Here is a 14,509-nt window from a genome sequence, read left to right as displayed (position 1 = left end):
CCTCGACCGGTTGTCCGACGGTGAAGCCGTGCCCCTTGATGTAGATACGGTCCGTGGCGGCATCGACATAGGCCAGATTCAAGGTGGCCTTGGCATTGTCAGAGACGCGGGTGAAGGTCTGCGTGCCCAGCGCGACGCCCTGCGCGATCTGGACCACATTGCCATTTCCGTCCAGCAGCTTGAACGTGCTGTCGTCGACCACCTGCACAGTGTAGGTCGCGGCATCCGTCAAGCCGGTGATGGCGGTATTGCCGGCGCCCGCGGCATATTTCACCACGTCGCCGGTCGAAAAGCCGTACGCGGCGATGCTTATCGTGTCCGCATCGGCGTCGATGGCATCGATGTCGAACGTCTTCGACTTCACCACATTGAGGGTCTGGGTCGCTGTGCTGTCGGTGCCGGCGTTGTCCAGATTGATCGGCGGTTCCTTGGACAGCTGGATGTGATCGGCATCCACCACGATCACGTAATAGGTCTTGCCCTTTTCCAGGCCGCCGATGGAATCGCTTTGCTGGCCTGGGATCAGCAGACCGGCGCTCACGCCGGGTATAACACCGGAATTGGCAAGATACGGTGTGTAGACCACCGCTTCGCCATTGGTGAAGCCGTGGAAGGGGACGGTCAGGATATTATTGGCGATGTCGACATCGCCCGTCGGGTTGAACGTTTTGGTATCGTCGCTGCCGGCAGTGGCGTTGCCGGCGGCAGTGATGTGACCGTTGAGCGTGGCCTTGACGGTGCCGAATTCAAACGCCAGCGCGACGCCGACCCCGGCACGGCCGTCGATCGGACTGATGGTGCTGGCGTCCGGCGTCGTCTTCGACGTGCCGGTCGCCAGCACGTTGACATTGCCGCCCGCCGTGATGGTGACGTCGTTGCCCACCGATGCGATCACGGTGAGATCGGTGTGCGAGATCGCCAGCGCGACCGAGGAACTGGTGGGATCGACGCTGTCGGTCAGAAGGTTGGATGACGCGCGCGCCACGGTCTTTGACGTCGCCGCGCCCTTGGCGGAAATCGTGACGCTGCCGGTCGCATCGATGGTCGTGGTGCCGGTGATGTGGACTTCGACGTCGCTGCTGGCACGGCCGTAGCCCGCTGCGATTTCGAGGCCCGTCGCGGCGGCGAGACCGCCGCCGCCGATGGCAGCAGCGACCGCCGTGACCTGGGTCTCGACCTTGGTCTCGGCCTTGACGTCGACATTCCCCACCGCCTCAATGGTGGAGTTGTTGATGTTGATCGTAGCATTGGCGCCGCGCAGTATCACGGAAAGATCGATGCCCGTTGCCGCGCTCAGGGCGACGCCGGGGATCGTCCCGAGCAGACCAGCCAGCGAGTTCGAAAAACCCGCCGCGGAAGCCGGAACGTCGCTGGCGAGATTGGTATCCTTGGCAACAGCATTGATCTTGATGGCGCCGCCGCGAATGGTGGCGCCGTCGATGGAGATGCCGGCGTTCTTCGAGGTAAAATCGAACGGCCAACTCACCAGCCGCTTGGCGACATCCGAGGTCGCGAGAATGATTTTGCCGGCCTTGTGATTGTTGGTGGTGTCCGCCGACGCCAACAGCGAGGCTTGGGCGCCAAGCACGATCGACTGGCCGCCGGCATAGGCGGTGGTGCCGTCGGAATTGGTCGTCACCCTGCCGAAGGTGATGTCGCCGGCATTGCCGCCCGCGAGTTCGGTCGAGATTTTAGCCGACGTCGTGCCGGTGCCGACGGTCACTGTATCGCCGATCAGGGTCAGCGAATGCCCATGTAGCGCAATGTCGCCCGTGACGTTGATGACGCTGTTGTGGGTGTAGGTATTATTGCCCGGCAATAGGCCACCATCGTCGAACGGATCGTAGCCGCTGCTCAGCGTGTTGACAGTCAGCGACGCATTGAAGTTCGGCGACAGCGATGCAATTTCGATGACGTCGGTGCCGGTACGGGCGTTGATAGTCAGCGCGCTGCTGGCAGATCCGGTCGGCGCATTGAACCACTGGCTCTCGAACTGCCCGTCGAGGCTCTCCAACTCCATCATGTCGCGCGAGATGTCGTAGAGCAGCCGCGCCTGGTTGCCGCCGGACAAATTGCCCGCAGCCGTATCCAGCGCGGAGAGATCAAAGGTGATGTTGGCCTGGATGCCGGCGATCGTGATCGGCTCGAGCCCGCGGTAGTTCACGTAACGCACGTCATAGGCGATCGAACCGTCATGCGACGACTTAGCGGTCGAGGTCAGGTTCTGGACGGCACCAGTGTCCAGTACCAGCGTGTCGAAGCCGCCGCTGCCGCCATCGAGAAAGCCGCTCAGGCTGCCGGTGGAGGCCACCGTGAAGACGTCGTTGTTGTCCGTCGCGCCGACCAGGTTTTCGACGCCGTCGAAAAAGTACACGCCGACCGATCCGGCGTCGGCGCCGTTGACCAACCAGTTGGCGTCGATGGTCGAACCGAAGATAGTGTCGTCCTCAGCTCCGCCTTCCAGATGGTGAATGTCGGTGAAAGCGATCTGCGCGGCGCCATCAACGCCGCCGCCGCCCTGCCCGTCCAGATGCCAGCCTACCGATTGCCCGGCCTGCGCGATGACGGCCAGGGTGTCGGTACCGCCGCCGCCATCGACCTTGATCTGCGGCTGGGTCGCGGAGGTAGGCAATTGCGACAAATCAAGGGTGACGCGGTCATTGCCGGCGCCGCCAACGATATTCAGGGCTGTGCCCTCTGCGACGGACTGCGAACTCAAAAATCTTCGCGGGATTGTTGCGGTCAATGGCTTCGATGCGCTGGAGGTGCTGGGTCTGGTTATCGATGGTGACGACTTCGTCGAGCACGCGGACGATGACGTCGTGGTCGTGGTGGCCGGGCTGCAGCGTCGACAGGTCGATCAGCAACGGATCGGCGCTCATCAGCAGCCGCGGCTCGAGTTGGTCGAAGAGCAGCTTCGAAGCGGCGCCTGGCGGTGGAATGAGGCGCGATATGGACGATTTGAACCGCGACATCCGGCTCTGGGCGCGTTTTGCTGGCTGCCCGGTTTCCACCGTCAGCTCCCCTGTACCGACCCCAAACATGACGCCGCCCCCCGACCCGGATTCCGCACGGGCATTAACCTGAAATAAACCAATCAGTTTTTCCTATTGGTTTTGTGTCAGTTTTGTATCGGGTCGGACATTCGTCGCAATGTCCGCCGCCTATCTTAAAGCAGCAGCCCGCAGTCGAATTGGCCCGTCTGCTTACCAAGATCGCTATCAGCAGGTCCTGCATTGGCGGCACTAAACGGCACGGATTTCGTGACGCTTGATTGGCTTTTTTTTGCAGAGCCGGAATAACCGAGTACGCGGACGCCGCTGTCCGGATTATAGCTCTGGCGATCATTGCCTGGCCCTTGACGTCTCCGTTGGCTGTCGTCGTTGCCGTCGTCATTTCTCGGCGTGGGCGGCGTCGGCGTGCCGTCGCCGCTGCCATAGCCGAGCACTTCGACGATGATCACCGAGGGCTGGCAGGCCGGCACTCGCCTGTAGACAGCGAGGTTTTGCGGCGGCGCTGGCTGTGTTGTTGGCGGCGGTGAGGCCGCCGATATTCGGCGCTTCCACGGTCGGCACGCCGCTGGACTTGCCGCCTACCTGGATGTTGGCGGCATTGGCGACGCACAGCGCGAGAATGCCGAGGTCGTCGGACACCCGGATGCCGGTGCCGCTGACCAGGCCGCCGAGATCGACGGTCTGAATGTCGTCCTGGTTGAAATTGACCTTCAGCGGCGGAAACGACAGCGTCGTCCGCGCGCCGCGGCCGGCGTCGACATCGCCGTTCGACGACCGCAACACGATATCCCGCCATAGCAGGTCATGATGTGGCTGGCATTGACCAACGCGTCCTGGTCCGTGAACGTTTAGATCGAACCTCCGGCCAGCGTGAGAGGGCCGAGATCGCTGAGCTTGAGGCTGGTGTCCGGCTCCGAGCCGACCAGCCTCGAGCCGCCCGACCCCAGGATGGAGATGTCGCCGCCCTTCTTGGTCTTGATGGTGTTGTGCAGCAGGTCGAGATTGCCGGTGGGCACCAGCGTCTTGGCGCCGTTGGTACCGCCACCAAGTTCGATGCGGGTGTACCCTTGTTTGTCGCTATGCCGATCGCGGCCGGGGCTGCCGCCGTCGTGATGTTTGGCCGGTCCGACAACACTGACGGATGGGGATAATTCCGCACGCCGACGCTGTCTGTGACCCAAGTGTGACCCAGAGGTCTGCACTCGAAAATAAGGCACAGGATTCGGAGGCCCCGAAGGGCTGTAAGTCTTTCAAAACATTGGATGGTGGGGGAAGAAGGACTCGAACCTTCGAAGTCATAAGACGGCTGATTTACAGTCAGCTCCCTTTGCCACTCGGGACACTCCCCCGCTCCACGCCATTCGACCTCAGCCCACCAAGAAGTGGCTGGACGGCCATTAATGACGCTAAAACGAACGCCCGATGACAGGCTCCCGATTGCCGCGTTTATGGGGGAAGCGACGGGGTAAAGTCAACCGAGCCAGGCACGATTATCCGCCGTTCTGCCAAACCATTGCGAGCCGCAAATTGCCATTATTCGGGCTCCGTGAGACAAGCTGGTTATGAATGATCGAGATCGAAAGCCGCGATTCCCGCGCGGACCCGGCAACGGCCCCGCAAACAGCCGTGAAACCGGCCGCGACCGCGGCCATCAGCCAAGGCGCACCACCGGCGACGGCGCCGCCATTCTCTATGGCTGGCATACGGTGGCGGCGGCGCTGGCCAATCCGGCGCGCACTATCCGCAAGCTGTATCTGACCGAGAATGCCGCCCGTCGGCTCGCCGACGACAAGATCGACACCCGAATCGCGCCGCTGATCGTGGCGCCGCGGGAGATCGATCAGATGCTTGGCCCCGACGCCGTGCATCAGGGCCTGCTGGCCGAGGCTGATCCGCTGGAGGGCCCTGCCCTCGACGAATTGACCCAGGACGGCATCGTGCTGGTGCTCGACCAGATTACCGACCCGCACAATGTCGGCGCCATCCTGCGCTCCGCCGCCGCCTTTGCCGTCAAGGCGATCATCACCACGGCGCGGCATAGCCCGGAGGCCACCGGCGTGCTGGCCAAGGCCGCCTCCGGCGCGCTGGAACTGGTGCCGATCGTCACGGTGCCGAACCTGGCCCGGGCGATGAGTGAATTGAACGACCTCGGCTTTCTCACCGTCGGGCTTGACAGCGAGGGCAGCGAGACGCTCGACGCGGTGCCGCTGCGGCAACCGCTGGCATTGGTGCTCGGCGCCGAGGGCAGCGGGCTGCGCCGGCTGACGCGCGACAGTTGCGGCGTGGTGGCGCGGCTCGATATGCCCGGCGCCATTAAGAGCCTCAACGTCTCCAACGCCGCAGTGCTGGCGCTGTATATCGGCGCCAGCAAGCTTGGCCTGATGCGCTGAGGCCAAGACCACGAAAACGCCCACCTGCATCGCTGCAAGCGGGCGTTTTTTGGCGATCAGCAGGGCTCAGTAGGCGTGGTGCATCGGGTGCTGATGGTGGCCGCGGTGCGGACCGGCATAGCGCGGCGCGTACATCACTCGGGGGCCAGCGAAGCGGCCATGGTGGCGGCCGTAGCGCGGCGCGAAGCCTTGCTGCGAATAGCCGTAGCGACCACCCGACTGCATCGAATAACCGTGGCGGTAGGCGCGGTGACGTGGCGGGTAGCTGTAGACCACCGGCGCGCGGTAGCTGGGCTGCGCGTAGGAGTAATGATTGGTAGCGCCGCCATAGGGACCGCCATCATAAAAGCCGTAATTCGGCCGGTCGTAGCCGCGCGGGCCGCTGATCGCGGTTTCCTGATAGGTCGGATAGGGCGCGAAATTGCCGGGGCCACTGAAGCTCGGTCCGCGGTTGACGTAATAATAGCGGCCGGGATCCGGCAGCCGCTCATAGGCGGCGGAACCGGCATAGCCGTAGCCGTGATCTGGCCCGTAGCTTTCGCCGTGGCCGCACGGGCTGGCATGGGCGCCCGTGAACAGGCCGCCGCAGGCCATCGCCGGGGCAGCGCCGGCCGCGGTGACCAGCGCGACCGCCGCCACCAGTTTCAAGATCGTCTTACGCATTGCACTCTCCTGTTGGCTTGGTTTCTTGGTTGATAGGCAGATCAGTAACGACGGGCTCCCGGCGGCGCCACGATGACGGCCGGGGGATCGAACGGCACCGCGTTCTGCAGCGCCGGTGGTGGCGACTGCGCGCCCCACTCCTCGTGGAAGCTCTCCGCCGCCTTGGGCAGCTTGCGGTTCTTCGGCGGCTCGATCTCGAGCCGCCCGTAGCCAGGCTGGTGCCCGGCGCTTGGGTAATAATGTCCGACATTCGGCAGCGGATCGATATAGCGCCCGCCATAGACTGTCGGCTGCACATGAAGACCTTTGGCGAGGCCCCGGTCGCCCTCGATCACGGCATAGGACGCGTCCACACCGTTGATGATGATCGGCACCCCGGCGCGGCCGGGAATGACGATATGAAAACCGTCCCCCGCCAGTGCCGGCAGCGTGGTCCCGATCAGAATGGCAAGTGCCGACATCACGCGCATGAACAAATCCCTAATGCTCTGGTAGAATAATCAAAGCCGACACGGCATGGGTTAAAGCGGCGCGGCAATCCGCGGGTAAGCCTAACGCGCAAGCTTTCATGGAAGTTCAAAGCGATGCCCCCGCGCAATGGCAGCGTTAACGCCGGGTTACGCAATGCGGGGATCGGCCGCGGCACACCACTTGCCGGCGCCGCCGCCGGTATGATTTGATCCCCGGAACTGATGCCCGTGCCGAATGTTGCCCACCCAGCCGTTTGCCGGAGATTCCGAGATGAAGTTCGTCAGCGCCGCCATCATCCTCTCGACGTTGCTCGCCACGCCGGCATTGGCGCGGCACCGAGGGTACGCCACGCCCACCGCCTTCGCCTATGCGGCGCCGGGCCAGCCCTACCGCATCGATTTCGCGCATAATTACGGTCCCGGCCGGAGCGCCGGCCACTTCGCCTATTATGATGGCCCGCTGCGGCTGCGCTGCGACCAATCCGCCGCCGCCTATCGCGGCCAGGATGGTCGCGCGCATCCGTGCAATTGAGCGACGCCGTCATCCGACGTTCGACGGCCCTATGACACAAAGATCGACTGTCCCCGTTGTTCACAGCAAGTTCCGATTGACGTGATTCCACCACATCGATTCTATGCGGGCAACACGGAGCCCGCTGATGTCTGACCGCCACCTGCTGCACGAATTCATGACCGGCAAATCCCGTGACAAGAAGGTCAGCGAAGCGCAGATCATCTGGGTGGTACGCGGTACCGTCGCCGCGCTGGGTGCGATTTCCGTGGTGCTCTGGTTCCTGTAGGGGATAGACAATCTGCCGCACTTGCAGGCCGGCCGCCGCCGCCTATCTCTAAAGCCGACGGTCGAGCCTTCCAGGGCTCCTGTCGCGAAAGGCCCCGCTGCCCCCTCAGCGGGGTTTTTTGCTGCCTGGAATTAGCCGCGAAACCGGGACCTATCGCCGCGAACAGTCGCAACGCCGGTCCTCCCGAAGCCAAGCCCTGTCCTCCCCCGGCAGGACTTTCGCTTTTGCGGCGGCGGCAGTAGCCCTTGCCGGGCAACTCTGTTATTTCACCGGCTCAGCGCGGCCGACGATTCCGGCCGCGCCTGTATAGAACCCGGGATGTCGTTCAGCCCGTTGCCCACAGTTGCCGGCATAGCTCAGCGGTAGAGCAGCGGTTTTGTAAACCGAAGGTCGGGAGTTCAATCCTCTCTGCCGGCACCAATTTTGCGTTATCTTCCCGGCCGACAGCACACCGCCGCGTAAACCATGTGTTCACTACATCCGCCGGCCCCGCAAAACGCCGGAGTTGTGTTGCATGCCCGATGCGCCCAGCTTCGTTGAACGATATGTCAGGGGACAGAAAATGATCGATGCGATTGCACGGCTCAGAAAAACGGCTGACGCGTACAACCTCCGGGCCAGACACCCCGATATCTCGCCGGCGAACATCGCTGACATGATCGACCTGGCCGCCAGATGGCACTGGTTGGCGGGAGAGGCCGCGATCCTTTGTGAAGACAGCAAGGGATTCAGCGACGTGGATGCCGCCGCTTGCGCCAGTTGCAGGGAACGGTGCTCGGCATAGGCGGACGACAGCCAATAAGCATCGCGCGCGTCGCCAGGGGCCGCCCGCATTTTTTTCAAACATGGATGGCTGGGACGGCTGTGCAGGTGATGCTGTACCCACCAGCCGGGTTGTCGGAGCCGGAATATTGGCTCGGATGATGTTGCGCCGCGGCAGGCAAAGCCGGGATCAGACCAACCGCGGTGACGACCATCGATAAATACCGACGCATATCCCGCTCCCTGACCGGACATTTGGAAACGGCGCATGACAAGCCGTAGTTCCACGTATGGCGAGGGGATTTCCGGGGACTGCCGCCGGATCGCGCCGGAACGACGCCGTGGCTCCGTCGTGGGCAGCAACGACACCATCATGGCGATCGCGGTTGCCGCTTGACGAGCATCGGCCGTCAGAGCTGGATCGGGGCTGCCAGCCGGCCGATCAGCGCGACAATCTCGTTGAGATTGCGATTATTCCGGTGGCGCATCAGCAAGGTCAGCTTCTGAATGCACTCGTCGTCACTGAACAGATGAGAATCTTTTTCGACGCGTGCTGCTGGATGACCCATGTCGATTTTCCCTTGTGATCGGTACTCCATCGTAGTCCGTCAAAGATCAACGAAACAACAAGATTGGCATCAGTAGTTCTACGTCGTCTTCGGCGATCAGACGGCACCTCGATGATTGATAGCAAGCCGCATCACATGCACAGCAGAGCTGTCACAATCCGCGCGCGCAGCAGGGCCACGGATGAATGGCGCAACTGAATCGCGGCGTCCGGGGCCAATCAGACCGCCAGTAAGGCTGGCGTAAGGTCGCCGGTGAAATCGTCGCGCGCTCCCGCTGCGATACCCGCCGACAGTTGCGCGAAAGCCTTGTCAAATCGCGCCGAAACAGCGGAGGATATTCGCCAGTTCAGCGCTCGCGTCGCAGCAGCGGTCTCACCTCATCGGGGACCGCCGCCAGTTCGACCAGCCGCTCCAGTTCCCGGATCATCTCCGCCAGGGCTTCCTTATCGTCCCTGCCGTCGGCATACCGGATTGAATCTCTCGCCTGATCCAGTCGCTGTTTCAGCTCCAGATAGAGTACGCTTTCTTGCATGATGCGCTCCCTGTCGCAGCCCACGCCGGGGCCCATGTCTGGTTCTCGCGTAGCAACGGTGGACGCGCTGGCTGTGACCACCAACGCCGCGGGATAGGCAAGTGACGACGGATCAAACTTCGAGTTGGATCACGGGTATCCCGAGCACCCCTGATTTGGATGTCATCGGTTCTTGTTGGTCACGTGAGTCTGGATCACGCGTCCCGCTAATCACGATCGCCGATGAATGCCGGGATCGATTCGGTGGTATTTATGTCTACGCCAGAAATCGACATTTGTCCGATCGCTACCGGACTCAGGAACCGGCGCTACTTTCACCGGAAGACGAATCGGCGACGGTGTCGCCCGCGCCGGACGGTCACAGCCAAGCGTAGACCAGCGTCAGATTGACCGCCGAGGCAGCCAGCAGAGCGAGCGTCAGGGCCACATGCACCCCCTCGCAACGGATATTGTTGATGATTCTCATGGCGCGGGGAGCATCATGCGATTCTGGGGAACGAGTCTCGGGCGATATTTTTCGCTTGATTCAGGACTCGTTTACTTTCGATTCGCGCCGCGCTCATCGCCCCTGCCGGCCGCGAAAAAGCCGGCGCAAGCGCCGGCCTTTGCGTCACATGAAGATAATTCGCGTTAGTATTTGGCGACCACCGGACCACCCCAGCCGAAGCGATAATTGAGGCCGGCTTTGACGGTGTGTTCGTCGTTGTTGTAGCTGGCGCCGACGATCGGCGCCGGACCCGAGGTAAAGGTCGTGTTGCCGAAATTGTAGTACTGGTATTCCAGCTTGGCCGACCAGCTTGGTGTGAACATGTATTCCAGGCCGGCGCCAACGGTGTAACCATCCTTGGCATTGCCCGAAGTCGTGTACGGCTGGGCGGTCCCGTTCGTCGTCACGCCAATGCTGTTGCCGTCCTTCCAGGCGTAACCGCCCTTGGCGTACAGCAGCGCCGGACCCCAAGTGTAGCCAAGTCGACCGGTAACCGAACCGAGTTGGTCATTGTTCGAGGTGACCAGCGTGCCGCCGGGGAACAGGCGACCGGTATTGTTGGTGTCCATCCAGCTATACTGCGCCTCGATGCCGAGCACCCAGTTGGTGGCGAACTGATAGTCGTAACCGCCCTGCACGCCGCCCATGAAGCGACCACCATCGCCCTGGATGCTGCTGCTGTCGCCGAACGCGCCGCCGAGATGGCCGCCGATGTAGAAACCGGTCCAGTTATAGACGACGGCCGGCGCGGTATAGGCCGGCGCCTTGGTGTAGGTCCGCGCCGGCAGATCGGCGGCGAAGGCGGAATTCGATAACGCGGCCACTGCGATGATGGCGGAGGCACTGAGAAGAAGCTTCTTCATGTTGGTTCCCCTGTGTTGGTCATGACCATCAAAAAACAACGTGGCAGCAATTTGGTTGCTCAGTTGCACCCGCCCCAGGACACGAACAAAACCGAGTGTGACAAAGTCAGCACAGTTTTGATTTCGTTCAATTTCAGCCGCCGCGCGGGCCGGATTGGTTCACGCCTCACTTAAATTTGATGACGGGAGCACGGCATCAGCGGGGCATTTTTTCCAGTTCGGGAAAGGCGACGAAATTTGCGCCGGCGCAGGCTTCGGCGGGGTTCTCGATCACCCGGTCGAGTCGGGCATCGACATAGGACACCGCGCGTTCCTGCGGCGCGCCGTAGCGGCCTTCGAAATCCTTCGGTGTGAAGCGCAGGCAACTGACATAGCGCAGCCGGCCGCCGACCATGCGCTGCACCGGCTCGGCCATCACCGCGTCGCGGACGCCGACCGGATTGTTGAGATAGGTGCGGAAGAACGCCAGCAATTCGCCGCGGTAATTGGTCGGGAAGGGCTGGTTGCCGACGCCCTGGTCGTCGGTGAAGCTGATGCCGCGCTCGCCGCCGCCGCCGCACGCGGCCAGCCAGATCGGCAGCACCAAGATCGCCACCCGCTTCGCTGAAATCCGCAATCGCAAATCCATTCAAGATGTCCGGCCCGCGCCATCCCTAGACGGTTACGCGGCGGAATGGAATTCGCAACTCCGTGGTCACCCCCGTTCCGGCCCGCCCTCCTTGGGGAAGCAAGGGTGGCAGGCCGGATGGATGGTCGCGGTCGCGGTTGGGCGATGGAGCCCGCGACCGCGGCGCATGCTCAGCCGCGGCGGGTAGCCGCGACGTGGCTCTTGACGGCGGTATGCTTCAACCCGTGATGCAGGCTCGCCTTGTGATGGAAGCGGTGGTGATGGCGAACGTGGCGATGCCGCGCGTGATGGCGGGACATCTTGGCATGGGCTTCGCGGACGGCCGGCTTGACCTCGATTTTGCTCACCTTGGCAGCCGCCGGCTTGGTGGTCTCCTTGACGGCCTGCTTGTCGACCGGCTTGATCACGCTCTTGGTGCTGTCCTTGGCGGCCGGGCTGGCGAGCGGCGCGGGCGCATTCTTGTCGATGCCGGCGGCCATCGCGGGCGCGGCGAGCAGCGAAGCCAGGATCACTACGGCGGAAATTTTCTTCAACATGGTCGTCTCCTGGACGGTGTCGATCACGAAGGGGACCGGTCGGGTGGCCGGGCTCGTCGATCAGTGATCAGACCCTAGCGATGCCGCGCTGAACCCATCCTGACGGAAAATGCCGGACTTCGTTCATGTCGGTGACATCTTTGTCATCTTCCCTGAACGCGCGGGAATGCTCCCCGCGGCGCGGTGTTTCCATCACGGATCAATCGTGTCAGATTATTTGTTTGGAAACAGGAGCGCTGCATGACTCATCTTGTGATCCGACTGACCACGCTGGCCATTCTCTCCATGGCCATTGCCACGCCCTCGCTGGCGCCGGCCTTCGCCGCCGGCAGCGACACGCCCTCCGCGCCGCCGGCCTCCGACGGCAAGTCGACCAAGGAAAAGAAGAAGTCCGAGAAGAGCACGAGCGTCGAGGATCCCGCTTTCCTGAAGGGGTATCGCGCGGCCTACAGCACGATCTACGACCGTGGCGACTACGCCGCCGCGATCGCGCAGCTCAAGGCGCTGGACGCGGACGACCGCGCCGACGTCGCCAATCTGATCGGCTATTCTTACCGCAAGCTCGGCGACTACCAGGTCTCGCAGGCCTATTACGAGCGCGCGTTGAAGGCCGATCCGAACCACGCCCGCACCTGGCAATATTACGGGTTGTGGCAGGTCGAACAGGGCAACCGCGACCAGGCGCAATATCACCTCAACAGGCTGGCGTCGCTGACCGGCCCCGATTCCGCCGAATACAAGTCGCTGGCGGCGGCGCTGGAAAAGCCACCCGGCACCGGGCTGGTGTACTAGAGACGGATCGTCAGGATCGAGCCGTTCGGATGGGGGTCCCGGACGCGGTGCGGCGCTCTTGCGCCGCGCCGCGGCGCCGGTATCGCAGCGCACGCTCGACAAGCGCCGGCAACGAAGCTAGACGACGCCCGCACCACCATCCCGTGCTGCCGAAGTTGCCGCAAAGGCGCGATTCCCCGATGAGCCCGTCCCGAAAATTTGAGCGGATCGCCTTTGTCGCCAGCACCAGCGAGGAAGCGCAAGCCGCGCTGGCCCAGCTCACCACGCAATATGGCAATGCCGACCCGGCCGCGGCCGATGTCATCGTGGCACTCGGCGGCGACGGGCTGATGCTGAAGACGCTGCATGACTACATGCGCTCCGACAAGCCGATCTACGGCATGCACCGCGGCACCGTCGGCTTCCTGATGAACGAGTTCAAGACCATCGATCTGCACGAACGGCTCGGCGCCGCGCGCGACACCGTGATCCATCCGCTGCTGATGCGCGCCACCGATGTGCATGGCGCGGTGCATATCCACCACGCCATCAACGAGGTCTCGCTGTTTCGCCAGACCCACCAATTGGCGCGGCTGCGCATCCTGATCGACGAGCGCGAGCGGATGGCCGAGCTCGCCGCCGACGGCATCCTGGTGGCGACGCCGGCCGGCTCCACCGCCTATAATCTGTCGGCGCAGGGCCCGATCCTGCCGATCAACGCCGCGCTGCTGGCGCTGACCCCGATCAGCGCGTTCCGGCCGCGGCGCTGGCGCGGCGCGCTGCTGCCCAACACCGCCTTCGTGGTGATCGAGGTGCTGGAGGGCGACAAGCGCCCGGTCGCCGCCGTCGCCGACAATGAGGAAGCCCGCGATGTCCGCCGCGTCGAGATCATCTCCGACAAGACGATTGCGATGCGGATGATGTTCGACCCCGGCCACAGCCTCGAAGAGCGGATCCTGAGCGAGCAGTTCAACTATTGAGGCAACAACCGGGCAATGGCCCGAGCGGCCGATTGTGGCGGGCTTGCTGAAATTTTCGCCCGCCGCGCAAAGAGTTAGCCGCGCCTGCGCCGCCGCCGCCACAGTTTTCCGCATTGTCGCCGCAAGACCGCAAACGCACTGCGGAGCCGCGAAAATTCTTGCGGCCCCCTCATGGCAGCGGCGATGACGCCGACCGCGCCTGCGACATTATTTCGCACCACCCCTGCCCCCGACACGCGCCCCGCCGCCTCCGCCTTACATCGGGCAATGCCGGCAACTATCGGGCAGACCCGCCCAACTTCCGTCACCGTTTTTGCAAAATCGTGGAATCGATGAACGGCCGTTCCACACGCGTTCCATGACCGCGCTGCACAATCGCGCCGTCGCCTCAGGCGATGCCGAGCCGGGCCAGCTCGGTGGCAAAATCGAACCGCAACTGATTGGCCTCGTCATCGGGCAGCCAGTTCGCCATCTGCGGAAACACGGTGCGGTAGAACTCGACCTTGGACGGCTGCCACGGCAACGTCGCTGAGGCACGGGCCTCTGCAAGAATTGCAAGCAACTCGGCGCGCACCTCATCGGGATCGGCGCGATACACCGGCGTCGGCGAATCCTCGTCGAAAAGTTCGGTTTGCGGATCGGGACCGAACAGATCGGGCTGATCGCGAAGTAGCATGGCTCTATCTTTTCCCCTTGTCCGCCTCCAACCAAGTCAGGCTCAATGGTTCAATCAGTGACCTATATTTACAGAAAGAGAGGCCAGCGAGGCCCTCCTGGGCGTGGTGCTTCGCGTCCGGGACAAGTGCCACGCCGCTACGATCACGCGCAAGGACGCCTTTGCCCAGCCCCGGCCGTCATTGCGAGGAGCACTTGCGACGAAGCAATCCAGTCCTGGTCGAGCTGATGGCTTCTGGATTACCGCGTCGCTTCGCTCCTCGCAATGACGGCTGTGGGTTTGTTCAATTCAACTTATACAGGCCCGCGACCGGTGCAGGCAGAAGTCGCAAGATGGGGTGAGCGAAAGCGCCCGTTGGGCGCTTTCGG

At 63.0% G+C, this 14,509-nt stretch carries 19 protein-coding genes and 2 tRNA genes; 8 read left to right on the top strand and 13 right to left on the bottom strand.

Annotated features, from left to right (window positions below):
* The 5 genes from Q0S16_RS14780 to Q0S16_RS14760 all read right to left on the bottom strand — a co-directional run.
* Positions 1 to 2,719 (bottom strand): hypothetical protein (locus Q0S16_RS14780; RefSeq protein WP_295849521.1); only part of this gene is annotated, 2,719 nt, incomplete at its 3' end.
* Positions 2,658 to 3,014 carry an LEPR-XLL domain-containing protein gene (locus Q0S16_RS14775; protein ID WP_295849518.1) on the bottom strand — a complete coding sequence of 119 codons (357 nt, stop codon included), beginning with the start codon at positions 3,012 to 3,014 and terminating at the stop codon, positions 2,658 to 2,660. The genes Q0S16_RS14775 and Q0S16_RS14780, both read right to left, overlap by 62 nt.
* A gap of 378 nt (positions 3,015 to 3,392) precedes the next feature.
* Positions 3,393 to 3,794, bottom strand: a complete 402-nt coding sequence (locus Q0S16_RS14770) for a filamentous haemagglutinin family protein (RefSeq protein ID WP_295849516.1) — start codon at positions 3,792 to 3,794, stop codon at positions 3,393 to 3,395.
* A 68-nt stretch (positions 3,795 to 3,862) separates the two neighbouring features.
* Positions 3,863 to 4,195: a hypothetical protein gene (locus tag Q0S16_RS14765; protein WP_295849514.1), complete on the bottom strand. Its 333-nt coding sequence runs from the start codon at positions 4,193 to 4,195 to the stop codon at positions 3,863 to 3,865.
* A gap of 82 nt (positions 4,196 to 4,277) precedes the next feature.
* A tRNA-Tyr gene (locus Q0S16_RS14760) sits at positions 4,278 to 4,363 on the bottom strand.
* Positions 4,364 to 4,576: 213 nt separating this feature from the next.
* Between Q0S16_RS14760 and rlmB the strand changes: the two genes are divergently transcribed.
* Positions 4,577 to 5,404 (top strand): 23S rRNA (guanosine(2251)-2'-O)-methyltransferase RlmB, encoded by an 828-nt coding sequence (gene rlmB / locus Q0S16_RS14755; RefSeq protein ID WP_295849512.1) that lies wholly within the window; start codon positions 4,577 to 4,579, stop codon positions 5,402 to 5,404.
* 66 nt (positions 5,405 to 5,470) lie between these two features.
* Here rlmB and Q0S16_RS14750 read toward each other — a convergent pair whose 3' ends face one another.
* Positions 5,471 to 6,067: a hypothetical protein gene (locus Q0S16_RS14750; protein WP_295849510.1), complete on the bottom strand. Its 597-nt coding sequence runs from the start codon at positions 6,065 to 6,067 to the stop codon at positions 5,471 to 5,473.
* 41 nt (positions 6,068 to 6,108) lie between these two features.
* A complete protein-coding gene (locus Q0S16_RS14745) occupies positions 6,109 to 6,537 on the bottom strand; it encodes a hypothetical protein (protein WP_295849508.1) in 429 nt (142 codons plus the stop codon).
* 271 nt (positions 6,538 to 6,808) lie between these two features.
* Here Q0S16_RS14745 and Q0S16_RS14740 point away from each other — a divergent pair, with 271 nt between their 5' ends.
* The 5 genes from Q0S16_RS14740 to Q0S16_RS14720 all read left to right on the top strand — a co-directional run bounded on the left by Q0S16_RS14740 (position 6,809) and on the right by Q0S16_RS14720 (position 8,496).
* The gene (locus tag Q0S16_RS14740; RefSeq protein WP_295849505.1) at positions 6,809 to 7,069 is read left to right on the top strand and encodes a hypothetical protein; all 261 of its coding nucleotides are present in this window, start codon (positions 6,809 to 6,811) and stop codon (positions 7,067 to 7,069) included.
* A 127-nt stretch (positions 7,070 to 7,196) separates the two neighbouring features.
* The gene (locus Q0S16_RS14735; protein WP_295849502.1) at positions 7,197 to 7,337 is read left to right on the top strand and encodes a hypothetical protein; all 141 of its coding nucleotides are present in this window, start codon (positions 7,197 to 7,199) and stop codon (positions 7,335 to 7,337) included.
* A gap of 345 nt (positions 7,338 to 7,682) precedes the next feature.
* Positions 7,683 to 7,757: transfer RNA gene (locus tag Q0S16_RS14730), tRNA-Thr, on the top strand.
* Positions 7,758 to 7,851: 94 nt separating this feature from the next.
* Positions 7,852 to 8,121 (top strand): hypothetical protein, encoded by a 270-nt coding sequence (locus Q0S16_RS14725; RefSeq protein ID WP_295849500.1) that lies wholly within the window; start codon positions 7,852 to 7,854, stop codon positions 8,119 to 8,121.
* Positions 8,122 to 8,367: 246 nt separating this feature from the next.
* Positions 8,368 to 8,496, top strand: coding sequence for a hypothetical protein (locus Q0S16_RS14720; protein WP_295849498.1), 129 nt, complete (start codon positions 8,368 to 8,370; stop codon positions 8,494 to 8,496).
* Positions 8,497 to 8,509: 13 nt separating this feature from the next.
* Here the strand turns inward: Q0S16_RS14720 and Q0S16_RS14715 are convergent, their stop codons facing one another.
* The 5 genes from Q0S16_RS14715 to Q0S16_RS14695 form a co-directional block, all read right to left on the bottom strand.
* Positions 8,510 to 8,668 (bottom strand): hypothetical protein, encoded by a 159-nt coding sequence (locus tag Q0S16_RS14715; protein ID WP_295849496.1) that lies wholly within the window; start codon positions 8,666 to 8,668, stop codon positions 8,510 to 8,512.
* 346 nt (positions 8,669 to 9,014) lie between these two features.
* Entirely contained in the window at positions 9,015 to 9,200 is a 186-nt protein-coding gene (locus tag Q0S16_RS14710) for a hypothetical protein (RefSeq protein ID WP_295849494.1), read from the bottom strand.
* Positions 9,201 to 9,830: 630 nt separating this feature from the next.
* Positions 9,831 to 10,550 carry a porin family protein gene (locus tag Q0S16_RS14705; RefSeq protein WP_295849492.1) on the bottom strand — a complete coding sequence of 240 codons (720 nt, stop codon included), beginning with the start codon at positions 10,548 to 10,550 and terminating at the stop codon, positions 9,831 to 9,833.
* Between the two features lie 196 nt (positions 10,551 to 10,746).
* Positions 10,747 to 11,178, bottom strand: coding sequence for a hypothetical protein (locus tag Q0S16_RS14700; protein ID WP_295849490.1), 432 nt, complete (start codon positions 11,176 to 11,178; stop codon positions 10,747 to 10,749).
* Positions 11,179 to 11,348: 170 nt separating this feature from the next.
* Positions 11,349 to 11,714 (bottom strand): hypothetical protein, encoded by a 366-nt coding sequence (locus Q0S16_RS14695; RefSeq protein ID WP_295849488.1) that lies wholly within the window; start codon positions 11,712 to 11,714, stop codon positions 11,349 to 11,351.
* Positions 11,715 to 11,954: 240 nt separating this feature from the next.
* On the opposite strand from Q0S16_RS14695, the gene Q0S16_RS14690 reads away from it, so the two are divergent.
* Both Q0S16_RS14690 and Q0S16_RS14685 read left to right on the top strand, forming a co-directional pair.
* Positions 11,955 to 12,506 (top strand): tetratricopeptide repeat protein, encoded by a 552-nt coding sequence (locus tag Q0S16_RS14690; RefSeq protein ID WP_295849486.1) that lies wholly within the window; start codon positions 11,955 to 11,957, stop codon positions 12,504 to 12,506.
* Positions 12,507 to 12,685: 179 nt separating this feature from the next.
* Entirely contained in the window at positions 12,686 to 13,465 is a 780-nt protein-coding gene (locus tag Q0S16_RS14685; protein WP_295849484.1) for an NAD kinase, read from the top strand.
* A gap of 388 nt (positions 13,466 to 13,853) precedes the next feature.
* On the opposite strand, the gene Q0S16_RS14680 is transcribed toward Q0S16_RS14685, so the two are convergent.
* Positions 13,854 to 14,141, bottom strand: a complete 288-nt coding sequence (locus Q0S16_RS14680) for a hypothetical protein (protein WP_295849481.1) — start codon at positions 14,139 to 14,141, stop codon at positions 13,854 to 13,856.
* Between the last annotated feature and the right edge of the window lie 368 nt (positions 14,142 to 14,509).

Source organism: Tardiphaga sp., assembly GCF_025356345.1.
Taxonomy (GTDB): domain Bacteria; phylum Pseudomonadota; class Alphaproteobacteria; order Rhizobiales; family Xanthobacteraceae; genus Tardiphaga.
This window is presented reverse-complemented; position numbering and strand designations above follow the sequence as displayed.